The organism is Pseudomonas sp. GW821-FHT01A09, assembly GCF_058986725.1.
Map to the genome: position 1 here is coordinate 69215 of NZ_JBYSWB010000006.1, position 26126 is coordinate 95340.

Annotated in this window: 22 protein-coding genes and 1 pseudogene; 17 read left to right on the top strand and 6 right to left on the bottom strand. The window is 60.8% G+C overall.

The window, feature by feature from the left end; all coding sequences use genetic code 11:
- Window positions 1-43: 43 nt before the first annotated feature.
- The 6 genes from iolG (at window position 44) to AC3WJP_RS09640 (ending at window position 6503) form a co-directional block, all read left to right on the top strand.
- Window positions 44-1039 carry an inositol 2-dehydrogenase gene (gene iolG, locus AC3WJP_RS09615; protein ID WP_493720678.1) on the top strand — a complete coding sequence of 332 codons (996 nt, stop codon included), beginning with the start codon at window positions 44-46 and terminating at the stop codon, window positions 1037-1039.
- A 51-nt stretch (window positions 1040-1090) separates the two neighbouring features.
- On the top strand, window positions 1091-2182 hold the full coding sequence (locus AC3WJP_RS09620) for a Gfo/Idh/MocA family protein (protein ID WP_493720679.1): 1092 nt from the start codon (window positions 1091-1093) through the stop codon (window positions 2180-2182).
- 108 nt (window positions 2183-2290) lie between these two features.
- Window positions 2291-3361, top strand: coding sequence for a multiple monosaccharide ABC transporter substrate-binding protein (gene chvE / locus AC3WJP_RS09625; protein ID WP_493720680.1), 1071 nt, complete (start codon window positions 2291-2293; stop codon window positions 3359-3361).
- Between the two features lie 53 nt (window positions 3362-3414).
- Window positions 3415-4950 (top strand): multiple monosaccharide ABC transporter ATP-binding protein, encoded by a 1536-nt coding sequence (mmsA, locus tag AC3WJP_RS09630; RefSeq protein WP_493720681.1) that lies wholly within the window; start codon window positions 3415-3417, stop codon window positions 4948-4950.
- A complete protein-coding gene (mmsB, locus tag AC3WJP_RS09635; RefSeq protein WP_493720682.1) occupies window positions 4947-6137 on the top strand; it encodes a multiple monosaccharide ABC transporter permease in 1191 nt (396 codons plus the stop codon). The genes mmsA and mmsB overlap by 4 nt, the downstream gene beginning before the upstream one ends.
- Before the next feature lie 36 nt (window positions 6138-6173).
- A complete protein-coding gene (locus AC3WJP_RS09640) occupies window positions 6174-6503 on the top strand; it encodes a Dabb family protein (protein ID WP_493720683.1) in 330 nt (109 codons plus the stop codon).
- 15 nt (window positions 6504-6518) lie between these two features.
- On the opposite strand, the gene AC3WJP_RS09645 is transcribed toward AC3WJP_RS09640, so the two are convergent.
- Complete coding sequence (locus AC3WJP_RS09645) at window positions 6519-7388, bottom strand: sugar phosphate isomerase/epimerase family protein (RefSeq protein ID WP_493720684.1); 870 nt, start codon at window positions 7386-7388, stop codon at window positions 6519-6521.
- A 329-nt stretch (window positions 7389-7717) separates the two neighbouring features.
- The gene (locus tag AC3WJP_RS09650; RefSeq protein WP_493720685.1) at window positions 7718-8227 is read right to left on the bottom strand and encodes an Lrp/AsnC family transcriptional regulator; all 510 of its coding nucleotides are present in this window, start codon (window positions 8225-8227) and stop codon (window positions 7718-7720) included.
- Between the two features lie 81 nt (window positions 8228-8308).
- Here AC3WJP_RS09650 and AC3WJP_RS09655 point away from each other — a divergent pair, with 81 nt between their 5' ends.
- From AC3WJP_RS09655 to AC3WJP_RS09675, 5 genes are all read left to right on the top strand, one after another.
- Window positions 8309-9499, top strand: coding sequence for a diaminopropionate ammonia-lyase (locus AC3WJP_RS09655; RefSeq protein ID WP_493720686.1), 1191 nt, complete (start codon window positions 8309-8311; stop codon window positions 9497-9499).
- A complete protein-coding gene (locus tag AC3WJP_RS09660) occupies window positions 9496-10725 on the top strand; it encodes a M20 family metallo-hydrolase (RefSeq protein WP_493720687.1) in 1230 nt (409 codons plus the stop codon). Before AC3WJP_RS09655 ends, AC3WJP_RS09660 begins: the two co-directional genes overlap by 4 nt.
- Before the next feature lie 42 nt (window positions 10726-10767).
- A complete protein-coding gene (locus AC3WJP_RS09665) occupies window positions 10768-11928 on the top strand; it encodes a M24 family metallopeptidase (protein WP_493720688.1) in 1161 nt (386 codons plus the stop codon).
- Window positions 11929-11957: 29 nt separating this feature from the next.
- The gene (locus tag AC3WJP_RS09670; protein ID WP_493720689.1) at window positions 11958-12788 is read left to right on the top strand and encodes an ABC transporter substrate-binding protein; all 831 of its coding nucleotides are present in this window, start codon (window positions 11958-11960) and stop codon (window positions 12786-12788) included.
- 65 nt (window positions 12789-12853) lie between these two features.
- Window positions 12854-14374 carry an amino acid ABC transporter permease/ATP-binding protein gene (locus AC3WJP_RS09675; protein WP_493720690.1) on the top strand — a complete coding sequence of 507 codons (1521 nt, stop codon included), beginning with the start codon at window positions 12854-12856 and terminating at the stop codon, window positions 14372-14374.
- A gap of 144 nt (window positions 14375-14518) precedes the next feature.
- Here the strand turns inward: AC3WJP_RS09675 and AC3WJP_RS09680 are convergent, their stop codons facing one another.
- Together AC3WJP_RS09680 and AC3WJP_RS09685 are read right to left on the bottom strand one after the other, a co-directional pair.
- Window positions 14519-15523, bottom strand: a complete 1005-nt coding sequence (locus AC3WJP_RS09680) for a LacI family DNA-binding transcriptional regulator (protein ID WP_493720691.1) — start codon at window positions 15521-15523, stop codon at window positions 14519-14521.
- Window positions 15520-15810: a hypothetical protein gene (locus AC3WJP_RS09685; protein ID WP_493720692.1), complete on the bottom strand. Its 291-nt coding sequence runs from the start codon at window positions 15808-15810 to the stop codon at window positions 15520-15522. The genes AC3WJP_RS09680 and AC3WJP_RS09685 overlap by 4 nt, the downstream gene beginning before the upstream one ends.
- Before the next feature lie 125 nt (window positions 15811-15935).
- On the opposite strand from AC3WJP_RS09685, the gene AC3WJP_RS09690 reads away from it, so the two are divergent.
- Window positions 15936-18350 carry a membrane-bound PQQ-dependent dehydrogenase, glucose/quinate/shikimate family gene (locus AC3WJP_RS09690; protein WP_493720693.1) on the top strand — a complete coding sequence of 805 codons (2415 nt, stop codon included), beginning with the start codon at window positions 15936-15938 and terminating at the stop codon, window positions 18348-18350.
- Window positions 18351-18612: 262 nt separating this feature from the next.
- Here AC3WJP_RS09690 and AC3WJP_RS09695 read toward each other — a convergent pair whose 3' ends face one another.
- On the bottom strand, window positions 18613-19518 hold the full coding sequence (locus AC3WJP_RS09695; RefSeq protein ID WP_493720694.1) for a LysR family transcriptional regulator: 906 nt from the start codon (window positions 19516-19518) through the stop codon (window positions 18613-18615).
- Window positions 19519-19624: 106 nt separating this feature from the next.
- On the opposite strand from AC3WJP_RS09695, the gene AC3WJP_RS09700 reads away from it, so the two are divergent.
- The 4 genes and pseudogenes from AC3WJP_RS09700 to AC3WJP_RS09715 all read left to right on the top strand — a co-directional run bounded on the left by AC3WJP_RS09700 (window position 19625) and on the right by AC3WJP_RS09715 (window position 24003).
- A complete protein-coding gene (locus AC3WJP_RS09700; protein WP_493720695.1) occupies window positions 19625-21103 on the top strand; it encodes an MmgE/PrpD family protein in 1479 nt (492 codons plus the stop codon).
- 186 nt (window positions 21104-21289) lie between these two features.
- Window positions 21290-21948: pseudogene (locus AC3WJP_RS09705) on the top strand (MmgE/PrpD family protein); the annotation flags it as partial.
- Window positions 21949-22011: 63 nt separating this feature from the next.
- Window positions 22012-22611, top strand: a complete 600-nt coding sequence (locus AC3WJP_RS09710) for an MmgE/PrpD family protein (protein ID WP_493720877.1) — start codon at window positions 22012-22014, stop codon at window positions 22609-22611.
- Between the two features lie 438 nt (window positions 22612-23049).
- Window positions 23050-24003 carry a LysR family transcriptional regulator gene (locus AC3WJP_RS09715; RefSeq protein WP_493720696.1) on the top strand — a complete coding sequence of 318 codons (954 nt, stop codon included), beginning with the start codon at window positions 23050-23052 and terminating at the stop codon, window positions 24001-24003.
- 51 nt (window positions 24004-24054) lie between these two features.
- Here AC3WJP_RS09715 and AC3WJP_RS09720 read toward each other — a convergent pair whose 3' ends face one another.
- Window positions 24055-25167, bottom strand: coding sequence for an alkene reductase (locus AC3WJP_RS09720; RefSeq protein ID WP_493720697.1), 1113 nt, complete (start codon window positions 25165-25167; stop codon window positions 24055-24057).
- Window positions 25168-25644: 477 nt separating this feature from the next.
- Between AC3WJP_RS09720 and AC3WJP_RS09725 the strand changes: the two genes are divergently transcribed.
- Window positions 25645-26124 (top strand): nuclear transport factor 2 family protein, encoded by a 480-nt coding sequence (locus AC3WJP_RS09725; RefSeq protein ID WP_493720698.1) that lies wholly within the window; start codon window positions 25645-25647, stop codon window positions 26122-26124.
- The last annotated feature ends 2 nt before the right edge of the window (window positions 26125-26126 follow it).

The window sequence follows — 26126 nt, forward strand, 5'->3', positions numbered from 1 at the left end:
TTCTTTCAATAACAACCAATAATCATATCGTGGAGAAATAATCATGGTGGGTATCGCAGTTCTGGGCGCCGGCCGTATCGGCAAGATTCACGCTGCCAACGTAGCGGCGAGCAAGTTCGCTACCTTGGTGGTCGTGGCCGACCCTTTCGAAGAAGCTGCCGCCAGCCTGGCCGACGATTTAGGCGCGCAAGCCATGACCGATTGCGAAGCGGCGATCGACCGCGCGGATGTCGACGCCATAGTCATTGGCACGCCGACGCACACGCACATCAACCTGATGCTGCGCGCTGTGCGCCAGGGCAAGGCGGTACTGTGCGAGAAACCGATCGACCTCGACATGGCCAAGAGCCTGGCCGCCGTCGAAGAGGTCCAGCGGTTGAACGGCCGCGTGATGCTGGCCTTCAACCGCCGTTTCGAAACCACCTTCGCGCAAATGCGCAACGCCATCGTCGCCGGCGATATCGGCGAACTGCGCCAGGTGATCATCACCAGCCGTGACCCGGGCCTGGCGCCTGAGGAGTACATCAAGCACTCGGGCGGCATCTTCCGCGACATGACCATTCACGACCTGGACATCGGCCGCTGGTTGCTGGGCGAAGAGCCAGTTGAACTGAGCGCCATCGGCAGTCGCCTGGTCGACCCGGCGATGATGGAAAAGTACGACGACTACGACACCGCGATGGTGCACATGCAGACCGCCTCGGGCAAACAGTGCCATATCAACAACTGCCGCCAGGCCGTCTACGGCTATGACCAGCGCATCGAGGTCTATGGTTCCAAGGGCATGTTGCAGATGGACAACCTGCGCCCGACCACCATTCGCCGCTGGAGCGAGCAGGTGACCGACGCCCGCGAGCCGCTGCTCAACTTCTTCCTCGAACGCTACCAGCAAGCCTACAAGGCCGAACTGGATACCTACATCGACGCCCTGGCACACCGCAAGCCGCTGCCGACTTCGGTGCAGGACGGCCTCAAGGCCTTGCAATTGGCGGATGCGGCCGTCGAGTCGGTGAAAACCGGCCGGGCCGTTCGCCTGTAAGCCAGGCGCGGTGCGGCGGTCAGTCGGATCAGAATATTCAGGAGACTCGTCATGTCTTACCAGATCGAAAAGGGCACTACCCTCGGGGTGGCCTGCCTGGGTATCACCCACCCTCATACCTCCGGGCGCGTGAAAGCGTTCAAGCGCATGGCTGATGTGCAATTTCTCGGTGCCTACGATGACAGCCCATTGTTGGCACCGTTCTGCGACGCGCTGGAATTACAGGCGCGCAGCAAGGAAGACATTCTTGCTGACCCCAATGTGCACGTGGTGCTTGTGCATCCCAAAAGCTACCTGATGGCCGAATGGGCGATTGAAGCACTGGAAGCCGGCAAGGCAGTACTGTGTGAAAAACCGGCCGGCCGGGGCAGCCACGACACCACCCGTATCGTCGACGCAGTGGAGCGCACCGGCGGCCTGTTCCAGGTCGGCTACTGCTGGCGCTATGCACCGTCGGTAGAGAAGATGCAGCAAGTGCTGCAAAGCGGCGAAATCGGCAAGGTGCTGCAGGTTCGCGCCCACGCCGGTTGCTCCCACGACGAGGCCGACACCAACCACATGAAGCAGCCGGGCGATCGCGGCGGGGCGTTCTACGTGATCGGTTGCCACACCATCGACCGCATCCTCCTGCATTTCGGCAAGCCCAACTCGGTGAACGCACGCATTACCAAGTTCGCCGGGCAGATGAGTGATTCGGCCCGCGAAGACGCGGTCGGTGCGGTGCTCAACTACGACGACAAACTGGTGACCATCGACTTCATGTCGTGGGACCCGACGCCTTGGACCGAAAGTTGGGATATCACCGCCTATGGTACCCACGGGATCATGCATTCGACGCCAATGCCGGCCTCGTACAAGCTCTACCACGACGGCAAAAACGGCCATCAGCAAGGTTGGACGCACTGGAACGAGAACAGCTTTCCGGAGATCTGGGCGGTGCGCAAAACCGTCTATTCACCGGAAGTCGCCGAGATCGGCAACCCGGTGTACTTCGACCGCGAAGCCGCCGCTTTCGTCAACTCGTTGCGCACTGGCGCGCCATCGACAGTGCCGGCCAGCCAGGCTCACCACATCAACGTGATCCTCGAAGCGCTGTTCGAGTCCGCTGATGCCAACGGTCAGGAAGTTCACCTGGCCTGGTAGCGCGCGGCTTTTTCACCCGCTGACCATCTCGCGCCCGGCCCTGTTTTCAGGGCCGGCCGGGGCTTTGCACCCTGAGAAATGACAACAACAAAAAAACTTGAGGACACTATGCACAAGATCATCAAGCTGGTTGCGACTTTGGCCCTTGGGCTGGCCGTGGTGGCCTGTTCCAAGCAGGACAGCAGTAGCAAGGGGACCATCGGTATCGCCTTGCCTTCGAAGACCGAAGCCCGTTGGGTGTCGGACGGCAGTAGCATCGTCGACTCTTTGAAAAAGCTGGGCTACGACACCGACCTGCAATATGCACAGTACGAAGCTCCCACGCAGCTTTCGCAGATCGAAAACATGATGGTCAAGGGCATCAAGGGTCTGATCGTGGCGCCGATCGACGGCACGACCATGGCCGATGTGCTCAAACAGGCCAAGGAGAAGGGCATCAAGGTCATTTCCTATGACCGGTTGATCCGCAACTCCAAGGACTTCGACTACTACGTGACCTTCGACAACTACCGCACCGGCGTGCTGCAGGGGCAGTCCATTGTCGACAGCCTTGGACTGAAAGGGGGGAAGGGGCCGTTCAACCTGGAGATTTTCGCCGGGTCGACCGACGACAATAACGCTCATGTGGTGTACGCCGGCGTGATGTCACAGCTCAAACCCTATATCGACAGCGGCAAGCTGGTGGTGCGTAGCGGCCAGATCGACATCGACAAGACCGCCACGCCCAATTGGGATGGCGCCTTGGCCCAGGCGCGCATGGATAACTTGCTAAGTGCGTTCTACGGCACCGCCCACCTTGATGCAGTGCTGGCGATGAACGACCAGATTGCCAACGGCGTGGTGTCGTCGTTGCGCGGCGTGGGCTACGGCAGTGGCAAGTCAGCGATGCCGATCGTCACCGGCCAGGACGCCGAGGTCTCCAGCGTCAAATCGATCATCGCCGGTAACCAGTCTTCGACCATTTTCAAGGATACCCGTGCACTGGCCAATGCAGCCGCGCAGATGATGGACGCCGAGATGACCGGCAAGACAGTCACCGTCAACGACACCAAGTCCTATGACAACGGTTCGATGGTCGTGCCTACGCAGCTTCTGACGCCGCAACTGGTTGATCGCAGCAACTGGCAGAAAATTCTCGTCGACGACACCAAGTTCTACACCCCGGAGCTGCTGCGCTAGCCGATTGCACCTTAGGTGGCCGCGTGCGGCCACCTAGCGGCAGGAGAGAGACAATGAACAAGACTATTCTCGACATGCGCGACATCCAGAAGAGCTTCGGCCCGGTCAAGGCGCTGACCCGCGTCAACCTCAAGGTCGGTGAGGGCGAAATTCACGCCATCTGTGGCGAGAACGGCGCGGGCAAGTCGACCCTGATGAAGATCCTCAGCGGCGTCTATCCCCACGGCAGCTATGGCGGCGAAATCATCTTCGACGGCGCGCCCAGAGCATTCAGTAATTTGCGCGACAGTGAAGCGCTGGGCATTTGCATCATCCACCAGGAACTGGCGCTGGTGCCCATGCTGTCGGTCACTGAAAACCTGTTTCTGGGCAATGAAATCGCCACCCGTGGCGTGATCGACTGGGACAGGGCACACCGCCAGGCCCGCGAGCTGCTCAAACGGGTGGGTCTGCAGGTGCCGCCGCAAACCCTGGTCGCCAATCTCGGGATCGGTCAGCAGCAGATGGTCGAGATCGCCAAGGCGCTGGCCAAGGACGTGAGATTGCTGATTCTCGACGAGCCGACCGCCAGCCTCAACGAAAAAGACAGTGACACCTTGCTCAGGCTGATGCTGGAGCTCAAGGGCCGCGGCATCACCTCGATCATCATCTCGCACAAGCTCAATGAGATCGGGCGCGTGGCAGACGAGATCACGGTGATCCGCGATGGCAGTACGGTCGATGTCATCGACTGCCGCGCCGACGGCATCGACGAAGCTCGCGTCATTCGCTCCATGGTCGGCCGCGAGCTGTCGGACCGTTACCCGGCGCGGGTGCCCAACATCGGCAAGGTACTGTTCGAGGTTGAAGGCTGGTCGGTGGGTGATCCTGACCATCCAGGGCGCGATCGCATCAGCGACATCAACTTCCACGTGCGCAGCGGCGAAGTTGTCGGTATCGCTGGATTGATGGGCGCTGGGCGCACGGAGTTGGCCATGAGCGTATTTGGCCGCTCCTACGGCACCCGTATCCGTGGCACGGCGCGGCTGGAAGGGCAGGAAGTCAATGTCAGCACCGTGCGCAAGGCCATCGACCTGGGCCTGGCCTACGCCACCGAAGACCGCAAGGGCGCCGGGCTGGTGCTTGGCGACAGCATCGCCCACAACACCAGCATGGCCAACCTCGCCGCCGTATCGAGCCGCTGGGTGCTCAATGGCCTGGCCGAGACGGCGGTGGCCATGGACTACCGCTCGCGTTTGCGTATTCGCAGCCCCGATGTCGAGCAGTCAGTGGAGAAGCTCTCCGGCGGCAACCAGCAAAAAGTGGTGCTGGGCAAGTGGCTGTTCTCGGACCCTCGGGTGCTGATCCTCGATGAGCCGACGCGGGGCATCGACGTGGGCGCCAAATACGAGATCTACGGGGTGGTCAACCAGGTGGTCAGCGAGGGCAGGGGGGTGATCATGATCTCTTCGGAGATGCCGGAACTGCTGGGCACCTGCGACCGCATCTATGTAATGAACGAGGGGCGCTTCGTGGGCGAGTTCCCGATCGCTGAGGCTTCCCAGGAAAAAATCATGCAAGCAATCATGCAAAACGAGGTGCTCCAATGAGCGAGGTCAGTTTGCCTATCTCTGCCAAACCCACGGCCCTGGCGTCACTCAAGCGCGGCGCGCGCGAGTACGGGTTACTGGCGTCTTTGATCGTCATCATGGTGTTCTTCCAGGTCGCTACTGGCGGCGCCCTGATGCAGCCGCTGAACCTGACCAACCTGTTGCTGCAAAACAGCTACATCGTGGTGATGGCGCTTGGCATGCTGATGGTGATCGTGTGCGGGCACATCGATCTGTCGGTGGGCTCGGTGGTCGGCGTGATTGGCTCAATCGCCGCGGTGCTGATGGTGCAGTACCACATGGACTTCTTCAGCGTGACGTTGATCTGCCTGCTGGCCGGTGCCTTGATCGGCGCCGCGCAGGGTTACTGGGTGGCGGTGTGGCGGATGCCGTCGTTCATCGTGACCCTGGCCGGGATGCTGATCTTCCGCGGCGCCACCATCGCCATCTCGCAAGGGCAATCGATCGGGCCCTTTCCTCCAGCCTTCACCGCGCTGAGCTCCGGTTTCATTCCAGAAGTCTTCGCCTACCCGGGGCTGCGGATCACTTCGCTGCTGCTTGGCGTGGCCGTAGCGGCGCTGTTCTGGGTGGTCGAGTACCGCAGCCGCCGACGCACTGTCAAAAGCGGTGGGGTTGCCGCACCCGCAGCCTTGCTCGCGTTGAAGAACGGCGTCGTGGCAGCGCTGCTGGTGTACTTCTGCTACTTGTTGGCGACCTACCGCGGCATCCCCACGGTGATGGTGATCATGAGCGTGCTGATCGGCATCTACACCTTCGTGATGAACCGCACCGTCATCGGCCGCTGGGTCTACGCCGTGGGTGGCAACCTCAAGGCCGCCAAGCTTTCAGGTATCAATACCTCGCGCGTGACCTTCTTCGCCTTCGTCAACATGGGCGTCCTGGCGGCGGTGGCGGGGCTGATCTTCGTGGCCCGCCTGAACAGCGCTACGCCGCGCGGCGGCACCGGCTTCGAGCTGGACGTGATTGCTGCCGTGTTCATCGGCGGAGCTTCGGCCTCGGGCGGCGTCGGCAAGGTGGTCGGTGTGGTAATCGGCGCCTTCATCATGGGCGTGCTGAACAACGGGATGTCGATCATGGGCATCGGCATCGATTACCAGCAAATGATCAAAGGCGCCGTGTTGTTGGCGGCGGTATTCGTTGATGTCTATCAGAAGAGCAAGGGTTGATATGCCAAGGCTGAACAGAATCGCAAGGAGGCAGCGATGATCAAGCACATCGTCATGTGGAACCTGGCCGGGGACACCCCGCAACACAATCGCGACGCGTGCCAGTTCCTCAAGGAGCGCTTCGAGGGGTTGGCGGGATTGATCCCAGGGCTGCTCAAGGTGGAAGTCGGCGTAGATATCAGCCGCATCGACTATGCCTGCGACGTGGTGCTGTACACCGAGTTCGAGTCGGCGCAGGCGCTGGCCGATTACGCGGTGCACCCGGAGCATCTGCGGGTCAAGGGTGAACTCGGCAATTGCAGGATCGCCCGCCATCAAGTGGACTACGTGGTTTCCTGGGGGAAGGGCGAGGGTGGCCCGTATTGACCGCCTTCGTCGTGACTAGCCGAAGGCCGGATAGCGCGCAAGGGACGCGCGACTGGCGCTGGCCACCTGTTCGGCGCAAAGCGCTGCGTTGTTGGCCGAGAACACCTCGGGCCCCACTTCGTTAAGGGCGCCCATGGCATCGAGCTGCGCGACGAGCTGTGCCAGTGGAAAGTTGCCTTCCCCTGGCCATAGGCGGTTGAAGCAATCTTCCTCGAGGCTGACATCGGCTGGCAGTGGGTGCACACCATCGCACAGTTGCACGCAGTGGATCAGGGCGCCTGGAATGGTCGCCAGAGTCTGCACGCTCGAATGGCTGCGCATGAAGTGCAAGGTATCCAGCACTAGCCCACCGTTCGGACTACCCGCCTGCTTGATGATCTCCCAGGCCTGCTCAAGTGACCTGACGCCCCACATGGGGATCGGCTCCAGGTCGCACACTAATCCATGCTCCGCTGCACGACTGCAGATCTGCGCGTAATACTCCACTTGTTCAGCGAGCGAATAGCGCGTGTGGGCGAAAGTCGCGTTAAGACTCATATGGCTGCAGCCCAGTGTCTCGCATAGCTTGAAGAAAACCTCGGCGCTCATCGAATGATCGGCGACGAAGGCCTTGTCCATGTTGTCGGGATGCCAGTGCGGGTTCCAGGTGCATAGAGGGTCGAGCCGGCTGAGGGCAATGCCCTCATCCGCAGCCATCTGCCGGATTGTTTTCAGCGGCGTGCCCGCCGAGCAGATACGGTTTACTTCCTGTGGCTGCAGGGCCAACCGGGAGAACCCAGCCAGGCGCGTGGCCCGCAGTTTTTCGGGGAACGGCAGATGCAATACGTTAGAAAATGGCATTGAAAGCTTGAGGTCGGTGCGCAGAGGGCTATTGGACGCGGGCATGTTCATTCCTGATTATTATGCAACCAGTGCCCGCCAACTCTAGGGAGTGGTACGGGCTCTGTCAGCGTCGAAACTGGAAAACTGTTTCCCGTTCAGCGCATCGACGCTGCCGGCCCTGTCATCTGCTCCCCGGCGCTGCGGTGGAACGCTGCACTACCAGTTCCACTGGCATCAGCCGCCTGCGGCGTGCACTGCTACCGCGGGGATACTGTGCGCATCCCCCTCCAGGTCTTTGCAGATCTATCCTTTCTGAAGGCGTTACAGGGCGCTTGCAAGGCCCGATTGCCTACGCCTAGAAGGAGTTTTCAACCGGGGCTGGCGTAGCTTTTTCAGAGCCTTAGTTCGAGCGAAACCTTGACACGATCCATTGTCACAAACGTCCTGAAGCGGCGGACATTGCCACCCTCGAAAAACAGCTCCCGAGTGAGCCTCTCGTACTCTTTCATGTCCTTGACCGCCATGATCAAGATGAAGTCGATATCGCCGGTCACGTAGTAGCACTGTTGAACCTGGGGACAGCGCAAAAACCTTTCGCGTATTTCATCCAGTTGTTCAACGGCCTCGTTTTCAACCGAGACGTTGACGATGATTGTGGTGCTGACCCCCGTCAACTCGGGAGACAGGACGCTGATATCCGCAGCGATCACCCCGGCCTTTCTCAAACGCTGCAGTCTTTTGGCGACGGCGGGCAGAGAAAGACTCACGTGCCCAGCGAGTTCGCGTATGGGCATCTGGTTATTGTGCTGGACGAGATCCAGCAATTTGAGGTCGAACGTATCAAGGGCGGTGTGTGCGCGGTTCATCGGTCTTCCCATATCATGCGCGATAATTTTTATCATCGATGGTCCTGTTTGAGAGACCAATTATAAGTATGAAGAGCCTATATTCTCTCCATCTTACCTTGATCCCCAGGTCCTTCGATGTCTTTTCATCTCAATTCTGGTTTTTCTCAATCACCTTCGGCTCGGCAGGCTTCGACCGAGGCGTTCTCCCCGGATGCGGTCGAGGAGGTACAGAAGCATCTGGCCTGCGTCGACTACCAGCAAACTCCTTTGTATGAACTCACTGCTCTAGCTCGCAGCCTCGGTGTGGGGGCGATTCTGGTCAAGGATGAGGGGCAACGCTCCAGCCTGCGAAGTTTCAAAGCATTGGGAGGTGGTCATGCAGTTATCAGGCTGGTGCTCCAGGAGGTCGGAAATGCGTTGGGGCGGCAACTGGACGCTGCAGATCTCGACCTTCCCTCGGTACGAGCAGGCGCCGCCGGCTTGACCGTGACCTGCGCGACGGACGGAAACCATGGGCGTGCGGTGGCGGCCGCCGCGAGGGTTGTAGGTTGCAGGTCGGTCATATTTGTCCATGCAGGCGTCAGCCAAAGCCGAGCCGATGCTATCAGGGCGCTAGGGGCAGAGGTTATCCGCGTGCCAGGCAATTATGACGATTCGGTTGAACATGCTTCGCGCATGGCCGCCGAGCGCGGCTGGTACGTTGTATCCGATACGTCATGGCCCGGCTATGAAAGCATTCCTACTTGGGTCATGCAGGGTTATCTGATCATGGCGCAGGAAGCCGTGGCTCAGATGCAGGTGTTGGGCCAGTCGGTCACCCATGTGTTTTTACAAGCCGGCGTGGGCGGATTTGCAGCTGCGGTTTCTGCCTACCTGACCAACAGCTTGGAAGAGGCCGCACCGAAGGTCATTGTGGTCGAGCCAGACAAGGCGGCATGCCTGTATGAGAGCGCTATAAATGGCTGCGCCACCCGCAGCGCGCCGCAGCAAGCCACGGTCATGGCGATGCTGGAGTGCTACGAACCTTCGCTGATCGCGTGGCGCATTCTAGCCAAACAGGCATCGGCTTTCGTGACCATCTCGGATGAAGCGGGTTTACGCGCGATGGCCGCGATGGCGACGCCTTTGGGCGATGACCCGGTGATAAAAGGCGGAGAAAGTGGCGCGGCCGGCCTGGGCGGGCTGCAGGCACTCATGTTGTCCGCGCAAGCTCGCCAGGTACTAGGTTTGAACACCAATTCGGTCGTTCTGCTGTTCAACACCGAGGGCGCCACTGACGAAGCCCTCTACGAGTCGCTTTTGCGCAAAGCCAGGGCCCTACCATGAGTCGTCCAATCATTAGTGGCGAACGGATGCTCGCTCGTCTTCGATCGCTCGGCCAAATCGGTGCCGTCGAATCAGGTGGGTGTACTCGCCTGGCGTTCAGCGATGAAGACGGCCAGGCGCGTGATCTGATCAAGACATGGCTAGAAAACGCTGGTGCAGCGGTGACCGTGGACAGCATCGGTAATCTCTATGGCGCCATTCAGGGTGTGTCATCAGGCGCGCCCGTCATGACCGGCTCGCATATCGACACAGTTGCGCGAGGCGGGCTGCTCGATGGCTGCTATGGCGTGGTAGCTGGCATCGAGATGCTTCAGGCGATCCGCGACGCAGCGTTGCAACCCAACGTATCGTTGGCAGTCGCGGTGTTCAGTAATGAAGAAGGCGTGCGGTTTTCTCCGGATCTTCTCGGCTCTCGGGTCATCGCCAAGGACATCAGTCTTGAAGACGCATTGGCAACGCAATCGCGAGATGGAAAATCCGTTGCCGGCGAACTGAAGCGCATCGGCTACGCCGGCGAGTCTTCTCCCTGGGCGCTTCTACCAAGCAAATTCATAGAGTTGCATATCGAGCAAGGACCCTGTCTGGAGGCCAACGGCACAGCAATCGGGATTGTTGAGGGTGTTCAGGGCCACTCATGGTGGGAGGTGGTAGTGCAAGGCTGCGCCAACCATGCCGGGACCACACCAATGGGGCTCCGGCTCGACGCCGGTGTGGCGGCTATGCGCCTGGCCTGCGCACTGCAAGCCTCGGCCTGTCTCGAACGTCTGCCAGCCGTCGCTACCGTGGGGACTTTCACTCTGGAGCCCAATGCCATCAATGTCGTACCAGGTCTTGCCCGCTTCACTGTGGATTTTCGCGACGCAGAGGATGGCCAATTGCGCGAAGCGGACCTGCTGCTCAGAACCGAGGCCAAAAAGCTGGAGGACCTAGGATTCGTGGTGCAGCTGAGCCATCTGTCCAGAGCCCTTGGCGTAAGGTTCGACACGACGTTATGCGACACCCTGCAAGCCACCGCGAAGTCGCGAGGTGCCAGCAGCCAACGTATGGTTTCGGGTGCGAGCCACGATGCCCAGATGATGGCCACGCTTTGTCCGACCGCCATGCTGTTCGTTCCCAGTATCGGCGGCATCAGCCACAACCCTAAAGAGAAGACGCTCGACGAGGACCTCGTTGCAGGCGCACAGATATTGACCGATGCGATGTGGTCGCTTGCGACGACGGCGTGAGTTCTTGTTTCCCTGCCACTTACTTAATTTCCGGAGATGACCATGGACCTCGCCTTTCCCAGCGCTGAGTTCGAGGGGCGTGTAGCACGCGCCCAAGCTGAGATGAAAGAGCATCGGCTCGATGCCTTGCTGGTGACCTCACCCCCCAATTTCCGCTATTTCAGCGGTTTCGACAGCCAGTTCTGGGAAAGCCCGACTCGGCCATGGTTTCTGATCATTCCGGCCAGTGGTTTGTGCATCGCGGTCGTTCCTGAAATCGGCGCACCACTGCTCAAGGGCAGTTGGATCGGCCAGACCTTGAGCTGGCCCGCGCCGTGCCCTGGTGACGAAGGCGTCAGCCTGCTAACCAACGCGTTGCTGGGGCTGCCGCGCCGCTATGGTCGAGTGGGGATGGAGATGGGCCGTGAGTCGACTATCCGCATGCCCGTCAACGATCTGTTCAAGCTCAAGGACAGCCTCACGGCTTTCGAGCTGGTGGATGGCTCGCCCTGTATCTGGAACGTGCGGGCGATCAAGTCACCTGCGGAAGTGGCCTATATTCGTGAATCATGCTCCATCGTTAGCGATGCGTTCGACAACCTGCCGGCCCATGCCCGTTGCGGTCAGACTGAACGCGACATCGCCAAGGCGCTGACGGTGGATATCATCCAGGGCGGTGCCCACGCCGTGCCTTTCATGGCGGCGGCCTCTGGGGCGGGCGGCTACGAGCAGATCATTTCGCGGCCCAGTGGACGGGTGATCGAAAACGGTGACGTGTTGATCATCGATGTCGGGGCGACCGTGAACGGCTACTTTTGCGATTTCGACCGCAACTTTGGCTTTGGCACGGTAGCCGATCAAGCGCTGCGCGCCAACGAAGCCATCTGGGATGCTACCGAAGCGGCCATGAGTATCGCAGTGCCGGGTACCAGGGTGTCCGAGCTGTGGCGCGCCATGATGGACGTGCTGGAGCCCGCCGGAATGCTGCGCAATAACGTCGGCCGGCTAGGGCATGGGTTGGGCCTGCAATTGACGGAGCCGCCTTCGCATATGCCGGGAGACGACACGGTACTGGCGGAAGGTATGGTCATCACGATAGAGCCGGGCATGGAGTATGCCCCCGGGAAAATGATAGTGCACGAAGAGAACGTCCATATCACTGCTTGCGGTCCGCAGATCTTGACCCGCCGCGCACCGCGCGAAATGCCGATCATCGCCCTCTGAACGCTATCTACTCGATCCAGGAATATCTCATGTCCAGCTCTCGCTTAGTTAAAACCCTGTGGGTCTGTGGTTTCACCGCTATCGCTGCGACTGCCAGCGCGGCCCCATTGCAGACGCTTGAAAGTGGTGTCCTTACAATAGGCTCCGACCTGACCTGGGCTCCCTTCGATTACTTTGAAAAAGACGTGCCCGCCGGCTTCGATGCCGAACTCATGGGCAAGATCGCCAAGGGCCTTTCGCTTACCCCCAAAATACAGGACACCCGGTTCGCCAATCTGGTGATTGGCCTGACCGGGAAAAAATTCGATGTCGTTGCTTCGGCGCTTTACATTACCCCGGCTCGCGCCAAGCAGATCGACTACGTGCCTTACCTGAAAACCGGCGGCTCGCTGATGACCCTCAAGGGAAGTGATTTCCATCCCCAAACCCCCGAGGATCTGTGCGGCAAAAAGGTTGCCTCCCTCAAGGGCGCGGCGTGGGTGCCCACCCTTGCCAAGCTATCCACCGATCACTGTGTACCCGCAGGGCAGGGCCCTATCGTTGTGCAGGAGTACGACTCATCGCCCCTGGCCGCACAGGCCCTGCTATCGCGGGCCGCCGATGTGCAATTCGACGATGCTGCGGTTTCGCAAATGCTGGTCAAGCAAACCAACGGCCGTCTGGCCATCTCTTCCGAAACGGTCCTGGAACCGGTCGTCATCGGCTTGGGCGTAGCCAAAGGCAATTCTGAATTGGTCACGGCGCTCACTGAGCAGTTGGATCACCTGAAGAAGAACGGTGAGTACCAGGCCATGCTGACCAGCTACAACCTTCAAGAACCTACCCCCCAAGACATCGCGGCGGCTTACGCCGGCAAGTAATCGACCTGCCACCCCAGCTTCCCATGGGCGGGAGGCTTGGGTGGCCTGGCGGTGCAGGAGTCGTTATGCCGTTCGATTGGAATTACGTCATCACTTTATTTGCCGATGCTGCTTTCTGGCAGGCGTCCTGGACTGTTGTCCAGCTAAGCGTCACCACATGGCTGCTCGGTATTGTTGCAGGCTTTGTTCTCGCGCTGGGCAAGCAATCCGGGAACCCGCTGATACGCGGCGCCGCCGGTATCTACATCTGGTTCTTCCGCAGCTTGCCGTTGCTGGTACTGCTGATTTTCATCTACAACGTTCCTCAGGTCCTTCCCCACGCCAGCGCCTGGCTCGGTAATCCTTTCGTTGCCGGTCTGATTGCCTTGGTGTTGAGCGAAGCGGCCTATATCGCGGAAATTCACAGGGGCGGGCTACTGGCCGTTGCCAAAGGGCAGCTCGAAGCTGGGAAAGCCTTGGGCATTCGTTATGTCGGGATTCAGCGGCTAATCGTGGTGCCGCAGGCGTTTCGTATCGCGCTGCCCACGCTGATCAATGAATACATCACCATCGTCAAACTGACCTCTCTGGTTTCGGTAATTTCCCTCGCGGAAATTCTGCTGGTGGGCGAGCGTCTGTACACGCAAAACTTTTTGATTCTTGAGACGCTGGCGGCAGTCGCGTGCTACTACGTTCTGATCGTCACGGTGTTCACCTTCCTGCTCAAGGCACTGGAGCGAAAGCTGGACATCGCTCGTCGCGCACCGGCCGTTGCCAATGCGGAACGGGTCAGCAGTGTGCAAGTCAGCACTCGCAAGGCGCTCGAGCTGGAGCACAAGGGCGAGTATGCGTTGGAACTGATTGAGGGGCGCAAGTCCTATGGCACCAACGAGGTCATCAAGGGGGTATCCCTGAAGGTTAAATGGGGCGAGGTTATCTCTATCATCGGTCCTTCAGGGTCGGGCAAAACCACGCTGATACGGTGCCTGAACGGTCTGGAAACGCTCGACAAAGGTACGGTGCTCTTGCAGGGGGCGCCCTTCTTGAGCGGGGCTGTACACCCGGGTAAGGGCGGCGCTGCCAAGCAGCATCTGGATCGTGTCGTTCACGTGGGCATGGTATTCCAGGGCTTCAATCTGATTGCGCATCGCACGGTGCTAGATAACGTGATGATGGCGCCGCTGTATCACCGCCACGACAGCCGGGAAGCGATCCGCTTGTTGAGCCTGGCGATGCTGACCAAGGTCGGGCTCGCTGAACACGCCTACAAGTACCCGCATCAACTCTCCGGCGGTCAACAACAGCGTGTCGCCATTGCCCGAGCCTTGGCCATGCGGCCTGCCGTGATGCTGTTTGACGAGCCAACGTCTGCGCTTGATCCTGAACTGGTCCATGAAGTGCTGAAGGTCATCACGCAGTTGGCTGAAGAAGGCATGACAATGGTCATCGTCACCCATGAGATGAACTTTGCTTTTAGTGTGTCCGACCGCGTCGTTTATATGGAAGGCGGCGAGGTTTTATACGATTCGACACCACAGATGCTGCTCAGGAGGACGGACTCCGCGCGCCTTCAAAAATTCATGGAAGGAGTGATGACTGCTGCTTGATGGGCTTCGGTTCAATACTGGATGCTCGCTGCCTCAATCGCTCGATGCCCGCAGGCATCCGAACTATTGGGAGTAGGGCTGCTGCTGTCAGCGGCAATACCAGGAAACTGTTTCCCGTTCAGCGCATCGACGCTGCCGGCCCTGTCAGCGGTTCCCGGGCGCCGCGGTGGAGCGCCGGATTACCAATTCGACGGGCATCACCTGCTTGCGGCGTACGTCGCTACTGCCGGCGATGATCGCTTTCAGGGCAGCCACGGCGGCCGAGGCCTGGGCATTGCAGTCCTGGCGCACGGTGGTCAGGGAAAATACCTGGGAGCTGGCGTCGGGGATATCGTCGAACCCCACCACCGACACCGCTTCGGGCACACTCAACCCCATGCCCTTGAGCCGGTCGATTGCGCCGAGTGCGATGCAATCGTTCGAGGCGAAGATGGCCGTGGGCGGCTCGCCGCTGGCGAACGCCAGATCGACACCGCGGCGCCCGGTAGCCGCGTCGTGGAAGCCTGGTATTGCCAGTGGGTTCAGGCCGGCCTGGGCCATCATGTCGTGGTAGACCTTGGTGCGCTGACGTGCAGACGCTTCGATAGGGCTGCCACCGAAATTGACAATCCGTTCGTGCCCAAGCGCCAGCAGATGTTCCATGGCCAAGCGCACCCCAGTCTCGTCATCGATGGCAATCGTGCTGATGCGCGGGTGGCTGATGCGTTTGCTGCCGATGTACACGCAGGGCATGGCATCGGCGATCGCGGCAATCGCGCGGGTGGTGTGGTGGGTGCCGATCATCACCACGCCGGTGGCGCGCAGGCGCAGTAACCGTTGGGTGAGCGCGGTAGGCTCTTGCGCAGTGCGCAACGACGTTACCGTGTCGAAACCGGCCTCGCTCAACTCGCAGTCGACCGCCTCGGCGAGCTGGATGTGGAAAGGGTTGTGCAGGTCGCCGATGATCAGCCCCACGATCGACGAGCGCGCCGAAGCCAGGCTGCGCGCAGCGAGGTTGGGCTGGTAGCCGAGTTGCGCGGCGAGCGATTCGATGCGTTCGCGCGTTTGTGGGCGCACCCCGGGGTGACCACTCAGGGCGCGCGAGACTTGCGCGCGTGACAAGCCGGCGGCAGCGGCGACATCGTCAAGGGTTACGAAGGGTTTGGTCATGGCAATACGGCTTCAGCATCGGAACGGAATTGCGGCAGCGCTATGGTCGTCGCACGGCATGATAGCGGTTTCGCGTGAAACTGGGGTGTGAATGCCATGAAAGTGGCGAAGCAGAGCGCTGGCGAGACCGGATGAGAATAATTCCATCTTTGTCCTGTGGCGCATTGACGCAGTGAATGACTGTCCATAAACTTTGCGGCGGTCAGCAGCTGGCAATCAGCCACAATTTGAATGTGGGCATTCACAGCGTGCTGTTTTTTTTGCTTCTGCAATGGAAGCGCTTCCATTTTTACGCCGCCAAGCCCGCGCCTCTCCGGAGTTCGGCTTCGGGCAACCGCTCCATTGTGCTGCGCACAGGCCGGCGACCGCAGCATGGGCTTCGGCGATCGTCGAATTCGAACAGGGATCAAGCATGAAACTGAGAAACGTTGTACCCATCGCCATAGGCTCCATCCTGGCGCTACTGGGCGTGGCGGTACTGGTGTGCGGTGGCAAGCTCGCCTCGCTGGGCGGTAGCTGGTACTACCTGCTGGCGGGTGTGCTGATGGTCGCCTGCGGGGCTACGCTGATTCGACGCAGGGTCGCAGCCGTCTGGCTGGCCCTGGCTTTGCTGGTGGTCACACTGGCTTGGGCGCTGTGGGAAGTGGGCTTCGATTTCTGGCAGTTGGTGCCGCGATTGATGACCTTCATCGTGATTGCCTTGGTGGTGACCCTGATCGCTCCCTTGCTCGACGGTGATCGTCGGCTGCTGACTGCTGCCCCCCGCGCCGTTGTGTCATTGGTACTGGTCGTCAGCATCCTGGGCATCGGCTATGGCATGTTTCAGCCGCACCCGACCGCGGTCGCCGAGGCTGGCGCCAAGGCGAAGGTGATCGCACCCGAGGCGGGAAATGCCGATGGCAACGACTGGACCGCTTATGGCCGCAACACTCACGGTGAGCGTTTCGCACAGTTCGACCAGATCAACAAGGCCAACGTCAAGGACCTCCAGGTTGCCTGGACCTTCCATACGGGCGACATGGCCATCGACGGCGCTGAATACCAGGGCACACCGCTCAAGGTCGACGACACCGTCTACCTCTGTTCGCCACTGAACAACGTGTTCGCCCTGGACCCGGTCACAGGCGCGCAAAAATGGAAATTCGACGCGCACATCAAGGAAACGCCGGCGAACAAAGGCTGGAAGCGTTGCCGCGGTGTGGGCTATTACGACCTCGACAAGGCCCAGGCCAACGCCGATGTGCCAGCGGTACCTGCTGCTGGCGCTGCTGCGGCTCAACCTGCCGAATGCCGCCGCCGCATCGTGACCACCACGGTCGATGCGCGTCTGCTCGAACTCGACGCCGATACCGGCAAGCTCTGCGACTCGTTCGGCGATCACGGTGTGGTCGATCTGCTCAAGGGCATCGGGCCTAACACCGACGGTTCCTATTACCTGACCTCCGCGCCTCTGGTGGCGGGTGATGTCGTGGTTGTCGGCGGCAAGATCAACGACAACCTGAAAACCGATGAACCTTCGGGTGTGACCCGTGGTTTCGACGTGCGCACCGGCGAGCTGCTGTGGGCCTGGGATGCACGCAATCCAAAGCGCGGCATTCCTCTGCCTGACGGCGAACTGTACCCGAAAGAGTCGCCAAACTTCTGGGGCACTGCAGCCTACGACGCCAAGCTGGGCCTGGTGTACATTCCGACAGGCAATCAGACTCCGGATTTCTGGAACGGCAACCGACATGAGGGCTCGGACGAGTACAACGACTCGATCGTCGCCATCGACGTAAAAACCGGTGTCGACAAGTGGCACTTCCGTACCGCCAACCATGACATGTTCGACTATGACGTGTCGGCCCAGCCGATTCTCTATGATCTGCCAAACAAAAAGGGCGGCACCACCTCTGTCATCATCGCGATGACCAAGCGTGGTCAGATCTTTGTGCTCGACCGCCGTGACGGTACTCCGGTGTTCCCTGTGGAACAGCGTAAGGTGGCCACCGATGGCATGCCGGGGATGCACATTGCGCCGACTCAACCCTACTCGCAGTTGTCCGTGGGCGCCGAGCGCCTTAAAGAGTCGGACATGTGGGGGGCGACGGTGTTCGACCAACTGATGTGCCGCATCGACTTCAAGGAAATGCGTTGGGAAGGCGAGTTCACGCCGATTACCGATGGCCAGCGGACGCTGATCTACCCAGGTTATTACGGCGGCATCAATTGGGGTGGAGGTGCCATTGACGCCTCCACCGGCACGCTGATCGTCAACGATATCCGCATGGCGCAGTGGGGCCGGTTCATCAAACGCGAAGACGCGGCACGCAAAGGCTACAAGCCGACCACTGAAGGGGAGTATTCCGAGCAGTTGGGTACGCCATGGGGAGTGGAGCGCTCGATGTTCGTTTCGGCGCTGGGCGTTCCGTGCTTCAAGCCGCCGTTCGGCAGCATGACGGCAATCGACCTGACCACCGGCAAAACCAAGTGGCAAGTGCCGATGGGCAGCATCCAGGACGCGCCGGTGCATGGCTTCGTTCCCGGTGTGAACATGCCGCTGGGCATGCCGACCATGGGCGGGCCGCTGGTGACCAAGGGTGGTCTGACGTTCTTCCACGGCACCTTGGACTACTACGTCCGTGCGTTGGACAATGACACCGGCAAGGAACTGTGGCGCGATCGCCTGCCGGTGGGCGGGCAGGGCGCACCGATGTCGTATGTCGGTCGTGATGGCAAGCAATACGTGGTAATCACGGTTGGTGGCGCGACGCGCACCGGTACCAACGACAACCGCGGTGACTACGTTATCGCTTACGCGCTGCCAGGTGCGGTCAAAGGCCAGTAAAGGCTACCCCGATGTTCCGGCCCTGCGTCCTGCGGGGCTGGATTGTTGTTCTTATTGCGCCATCGATGATCAGCTCGCATAACGGGGGGTGTTTGTCGTTGCCGTTCGACGCCGCGTGTGCCGCCACCATGCCCGAGGCCAAGGTCGATAGGGCGGAACCTGACGCTATGGCTTGGCCTCGTTCGGCACTCCAGCACCTCGCCGCCTCGGCACCAGCCATATGCCGTTCGATTACGCCGAAGGTGGCTATGCTCTGCAGCCTTTACCCCTCGCAAGCATGCGACTCCCTGAGCATCTCGTACAAATGCTGCGCCACGTTCGACAGCACCCGTCCACGGCGCTTGATCAGCCCAAGGGTGCGAAAGACCTGCGGCCCTTCCAGGCTGATCGCCCGCAAGCCCGGCGCCCGCGCGGGAATCGCCGACAGCGGCACGGCGGCGATGCCCAGGCCGGCTTCGACCATATCGACCACGGTGCGAACGTGGCGGGCTTCACACACCGGCTGAGGCAGTTCGGGGAAGTCGGCCAAGGCCATGTCCAGCAGGAAGCGATTACCACTGGCCTTGGCCACGGCGATGTAGTCATGGCCTCGCAGGTCGGCCCAGGTCAACGAGGTACGGTGGGCCAAGGGGTGATCGTGGCGACAGGCGACCACGAAGCGCTCCCTGGAGATGGCCTCGAATTCGATGTTCATCTCCTGCGCGCCGACGTAGTTGATACCGAAGTCCGCTTCACCCTTCACTACGCAGGAAAGCCCATGGCTGGCGCCTTCGTCGATGACCCGCACCAGCACCCGCGGATACAGGCTGCGGTAGCGCTGGAGCACCTCGGGCAGGGAGTGGATCACCGCCGAGGGCACGCAGGCGACCGTGACCTCGCCGTACAACGGGTTGGCGCTGCCGCTGACGCCCTGCAGCGATGACTCGAACAGGTTCAGTACCTCCCGCGCCTTGCGCGCGAAGTCGCGGCCGGCAGTGGTCAGGTCGACGTGGCGCGTGGTGCGCTCGATCAGGCTCAAGCCCAGGCGCGCCTCCAGCTTGGCGATGCGCCTGGACAGCGCCGGTTGCGACAGGTGCAGGTCGCGAGCGGCGGCGCTGAAGCTGCCGCGCTCGGCAACTGTCACGAACGTGCGCAGGTCGCTCATCTCGACTTTATGTTCGCCGTGCATAAATCCATCCGATGGCTGCAATTAACATACTGAGTCAGCTCCTTCATGATCGTTCTGTGCGTCACGCACGTGCCACCACACAAAGACAAGCACAGGGAGCACTCAGATGGACTCATTCAACCGCCGCGGCCTTTTGAAAGTCGGGGCGCTTGCCTCGCTGGCCGCCGCTGCGCCACGCCTGACCTTCGCCGCCGACGCGGCCCCCGGCAGCACCGGTGCTGCCCCGGCGAACAACAACGATGGCAAGGACGTGACCCGCATCCTTGCCCATTACATCGTCACCGCACGCTATGAAGACCTGCCCGCCAAGGTGCGCAAGGAAGGCGTGCGCACCTTGCTCAACTGGGTAGGCGTTGCGGTAGGCGGTTCGCACCACGAAACGGTGCAGCGGGCGATCGCAGCCCTTACGCCGTTTTCCGGGCCGCCCCAGGCGCACCTGCTAGGGCGTTCGGAGCGCTTCGATATCATGAACGCGGCCTTTCTCAACGGCGTTGCCAGCCATATCTTCGATTTCGACGACACCCACCTCAAGACCATCATCCACCCGGCGGGGCCGGTGGTCTCGGCGATTCTGGCGCTGTGCGAATACCATCCCGTGTCCGGCAAGGAATTTCTCAACGCGCTGGTGCTCGGCGTCGAGACCGAATGCCGGATCGGCAACTCGGTCTATCCCGAGCACTACGATGTGGGTTGGCATATCACCGGGACGGCAGGGGTGTTCGGGGCCGCCGCTGCAGCCGGTAAGATTCTCGGGCTCAGTGAACAGCAGATGATCTGGGCATTGGGCCTGGCCGCGTCGCAGCCAGTAGGCCTGCGCGAATCCTTCGGTTCGATGAACAAGAGTTTCAACCCCGGGCGCGCCGCCGCCAACGGCCTGTTCGCGGCGCTGCTGGCAGCGCAGAACTACACCAGCTCCGACGCCATGATCGAAGCCAAGCGCGGCTGGGCTCACACTATCAGCACCAAGCAGGATTTCGCCCAGATCACCGATGGGCTCGGCACGCGCTACGAGTCGGCGCTCAATACTTACAAGCCGTTCGCTTGCGGTATCGTCATTCACCCGGCGCTGGACGCGGCGATTCAGCTACGCAACGAAAATAACTTGAAAGCCGACCAGATTGCCAAGGTCGATCTCAAGGTTCATCCACTGGTGCTTGAACTGACGGGCAAGAAGACCCCGAAAATCGGCCTCGAGGGCAAGTTCAGCATCTACCACTCGGTGGCCGTGGCCATCATCCAGGGCGCCGCTGGCGAGCGCCAATACAGCGACCAGGCGGTGCAAGACCCGGACGTGATCGCCCTGCGCGACAAGGTGGTCGCCACCGTCGACCCAGCGATCAGGCCCGAGCAGGTCGACATGACCATCACCCTCAAGGATGGCCGTACCTTGCACAAGTTCATTCAGCACGCCATCGGCAGCCTGGAGGTACCCATGACCGACCAACAGCTGGAGGCCAAATTCACCGACCTGGCCAAAGGCATCCTCCCTGACGCACAGGCCCAAAAGCTGATCGCCCTGTGCCGCGACGTGGAGCAACTGCAGAGCGCCGACGCCATCGCCAAAGCTGCCACCGTGGCGGGCTGACCATTACAGAAGCCTGGCGCCCGTGGCGCCGTGAAGGCCAGGAGGTTTTACATGTCCCATCTACCATCATGGTCGCGCCGCCGCGTCTTGCAGGGCAGTCTCGCGCTCAGCGCTGGCATGACCCCGCTGCGCTCGTTGCTGGCCGCCGATCCGGGCGCCGACATCACCCGCCAGTTGGCGGCCTATATGGTCGCTGCGCGTTCCACACCCTTGCCGGCCGAAGTCGCGGCGGCCTGCAAGAGCCACATTCTCGACACCTTCGGCGCCATGCTCTCGGGCTCGCGCATGCGCCCCGGGCAACTGGCGACGGCTTATGTGCAAGGGCAGGGCGGCACCGAGCAGGCCAGCGTCATAGGTTCCAAGGTGCGCACGACGGTGGTCAACGCGGCACTCGCGAATGCCATGTGCGCGCATTCGGATGAAACCGATGATTTCGAACCCGTTACCAAGGCCCACCCCGGCAGCTCGGTGGTGCCGGCGGCGCTGGCCATGGCGCAATGGCAACAGCGCAGCGGCGAAGCCTTCATGCGTGCCGTGACCCTCGCTATGACACCGGCTGCCGGCTGTTGATGGCCTTGGGGCCCGACAGCGTGCGGGCCTCGCACCGCAGCGCCGAGGGCACCGCAGCGACCTTCGGCGCGGTCGGTGCCGCGGCTTCGCTGGCCGAGCTGGACGAGCAGCGCACCTGCTTCGCGCTGTCGTACGCGGCGCAGCAGGAGTCGGGCCTGTGGAGCTGGGTCAAGGACAAGGACCATATCGAAAAGGCCTTCGACTTTGCCGGTATGGGCGCGCGCAATGGCGTGCAGGCGGTGACCATGGTGCAGGCTGGGATGACTGGCGTCGGTGATGTGCTGGACGGTACTCATAACCTGCTGATCGCGCTGTCGGCCAAGCCGAATCCGCAAGAGATGATCGCCGGCCTGGGCAGCCGCTTCTTCATCACCGAGACGGCGATCAAGACCTATTCGGTCGGCTACCCGATTCAGGCGCCGCTCGACGCGCTGCTGACCCTGCGCAAGCAGCACCAGCTCACGGCCGACCAGGTGCAGCGCGTGGAGGTGAAGGTCCCCAGCGACGCGATTGGCATAGTAGGCGATAGCGCGATGCCTGACGTCAACTGCGCGCACATGGTCGCGATCGCGTTGGTCAAGGGCGCGGTGTCGTTTGCCGATAGCCACGATGTGGCGCTGATGCATGATCCGAAGATGCTCGAACAGCGGCGCAAGATCTCGGTCGCCATCGACAAGGCCCTGGACGATCCCGCCGCGCCCCGGGGCGCCATCGTGACCGTGACGCTCAACGATGGCCAGTCGTTTACCCAACACACCCGTTTTCCCTCTGGAACGAAGGAGAATCCTTTGAGCGTCGAGGCGGTGAACGCGAAGGTGCGTGATTTGATCACGCCGGTGATCGGCAGCGAGCGCGCCGAACAGCTGATTGACCAGATCAATCACCTGGAACGGGTTCAGGATATGGCTGCTTTGAGCGGACTGTTTTCACCGGCCTGATCGCGTGGGGTCAACGGCGGTGGGCGCGGCGCTGCAACGGCTCGAGCGTTTGGCCAACGGCACTTGCCAGGGCTGTGCGCGACACGCTGCGCTCGCGGTACAGCTCGACGAAGGTCACCTGCAGATTAGCTCAGAGCCAGATAGCAATTGTTCGTCAATGGCGATTCCATCAGGTTGCGCTTCAGTGCGGCGCGACCGGTAGTGGTCGCGTGCATCGTTCATTTACTGATGACTGCGATGGATGTCTGCCAGCCACCCCCCAGCGCTTTGTACAGCTGCACCTGCGCGCTTAGTTGAGCCAGGCGGTCTGAGCCCCAAGACTCGCCAGTTCATCGATGCGCTGGTGGCGGCCTGGACGCCGCTGCCACCTTGGGAGATCGGCTTGGAGTAAGCGCCGCGCCCAAGCGCTCTGTTGCGCCGATGCGATAGCATCGTTCAATGAATTTTTCGCGATCGGTGATGTTGATGGAAACCCTGCAAGTCGATGGTATCCCTGAGTTCATTCTCGCGGCTCAGCTCGAGAGCTTCACTGCGGCCTCACTGAAGTTGGGCGTCACCAGTTCTGCCGTGGGCAAGAGCGTTTCACGTCTGGAAAAACGCCTTGGCATCAAATTGCTGCACCGCACTACACGACGGTTGAGCCTGACCAACGAGGGCGAGGCTTATCTGGCGACCTGCGTGCAGGTGATGGAGAGCTTGCAGCAAACCGAAAGCTGGCTATCGACCGGGCATGCCGAACCCAGGGGGCGCTTGCGCATAGACCTGCCAGCGGCGTTTGGACGGCGCCACATCGCACCCATGCTGATTCGTCTGACGTCGCAGTTCACTCAGTTGGATCTGACCATGACGTTCGGCGAGCGCAAAGTCGACATGGTGGCCGAGGGTATCGATCTGGCTGTACGCATCGGTGATTTGATGGATGACCCCGAGCTCGTGGCGCGACGGTTGGGCGAGCAACGGCTGGTGATATGCGCAGCGCCTGGATACCTGCGCGGCCGCTCGCCGGTGAAGGAAAAAGCCGATCTGCTTACCCACGATTGCATCATCGCCTGGCGCAAAGGCCTGCGGGCGACATGGCTGCTCAAAGGCGAGAAGGGCTTGCTGGAGCACCAGGAGATACGTGTACGCCACGAGTTCGGTGACGGTGAAATGATGCTCAAAGCGACCGTGGAGGGCGGCGGGCTATGCCAGTTGCCGACGTGGCTGGTAGACGAGCACTTGCAAAGCGGTGCATTGGTGACGGTGCTGGATCAATACGCCGGTGCGCGTATGCCGATCCATGTCATCTGGCCGCGCACCCGCTACATACAACCCAAGGTCAGGATCATCATCGACGAGTTGCTGGCGATGTCGGAGCAGTACAGCGAGTTGTTTGCGCCGGGCGACGCATGACAGGTGGCGAAGGCAGGAACAGCTGTTGCTGCCCTCGCTCCTGTCGACCTATCAGGCTTGGGCGGCGTCGTAGGTCGGGTAGTCTGTGTACCCGCGGGTGATGGAGTCCTCGACGCCATACCAGGTTGCGCGGTCGGCCTCGGCAATAGGTAATCCATTTTTCAGGCGCTCGACCAGATCTGGATTGGCGATGAAAGGGCGACCGAACGCGATGAGGTCGAGGTCGCCACGCTCCAGTGCCAGATCGGCCGTCTCACGGGTGAATCCGCCGGCCGCCACTAGCGTACCGCGGTAAGCGTGGCGGAACTGGGTGGCGAAGCCTTCGGGGATGCGCTGAGCGCCGATGGTCAGTTGGTCGCTGAGATGCACATAGGCAAGGTCACGTTGTGACAATGCCTGCGCCAGCGTCAGCCATGTTTCCTTTTCGTCGGCATAGGGCTGCATGTCGTAGAGGCGACCGAATGGCGACAGTCGAACGCTCACTCGACGGCGGCCAATTTCGGCGCATAACGCATCGAGCGTTTCGAGCAAAAAACGCTGCCGGTTGTCTGGGGAGCCGCCGTACTCGTCTGTGCGAGTGTTCAACGCGCCATTGAGAAACTGTTCGAACAGATAGCCGTTGGCGCCATGCAGTTCAATGCCGTCGAATCCGGCGTCGATGGCACGGCGCGCCGCTTCGACGAACTCAGCGGTAATGTCGTGTATCTCGTCGACGGTGAGTGCGCGTGGCTTGCTGGCTTGTACCGGGCCGGGCTGGCCGGGCTCGACCCATGCGTAGGCCTTGCTGTTTGCGGCAGTGACCGCCACTGATGATACCGGGGCGGCGTTATCCGGTTGAATCGACACGTGTGACAGGCGCCCGACATGCCAGAGTTGCGCAAAGATATGCCCGCCGGCGCCATGAACGGCGTCAGTCACGCTGCGCCACGCTTGGGTTTGCTCGTCGTTGTAGAGGCCAGGGTTGAAGAGGTAGCCACAACCCTGGCGCGAAATCGGTACGCCTTCGGTAATGATCAAGCCCGCCGATGCCCGCTGTTGGTAGTAAAGAACGGTGTGCTCGTCGGGAATATCCTCCAGGGCACGGGCGCGGGTCATGGGCGCCATGACAATACGGTTCGTCATTGGCGTGCCTGCCAGGTCGAAGGGCTGAAAGAGTTTGCTCATCGCTGTTCTCGCTTATGAAGAGTGCAGAGCGGGATATCGCTCGCGAAGGTTTCAAAGTGGATCCCGAGAATAATTCATTGGCTGGCAGCGATTAATGAGTGAAAAAGATACTGAGATTGTCCTGGGAGGCTGGAATGCGTGGTGAACTTCAGCCGTCTTTCGTTCGGACCAGCGTCGCAGGCGAGGCGATACCGCCGCTGCTGACTCCATGCGGTCAGCCTTATTAGGAAAACTACCAGTTGATCCTCTAGTTCCAGAATGCTCGTACTTGAAGGTGGATTTTCTTTTCGAGAAGCAAGCTTAGAGTGGGTCCATATCGTTCTTCACTCATCAGGCGAGGAGGATCATGGATCGCGCTGCTCACCGATTGCCACTCGGATGACGCCGCCGGTGGCTTCGCCCCCATGGAGCCGCTGGAGAGCAGGGGTAGCGCGGGCTTGGACCTCTTCATCACCACCATTCACAGAGATCAATACCATGGAAGCACTACTCAAAGGCCTGCTCGACCGCGAAGAGATACGTAACCTCAGGACGCTCTACGCCCATCATCTGGACAGCAACGACATTCAAGCCCTCGATCAGGTTTTCTCTGTCGATGCGGTGGTGGAGGTTACCGTCGGCAGGATGGAGGGCATCGACGCGATCCGGGCCGGACTGGCTGAAGCCTTCAAGCTCTACGACCGCGATCATCGGGGTAGCTACCCCTTTATGCATGCAATCACAAATCATTGGGTACAACTGACCGGGCCGGATACCGCTGAAGGTCGTTGCTATCTGATCGATTTCGAGACAGCCACCAAGCCGGACCCCAATCCCCTGTTGCTACTGGGGCTTTATGCCGATGAGTATCGGCGTATCGATGGACAGTGGCGCATTACTCGCACCCGGCTTGACGTGGTTTGGCCGACGGGTGAAGCAAGCCCCGCGCAGAGTATTTCCGCATCGCAAGGAGCGTGATC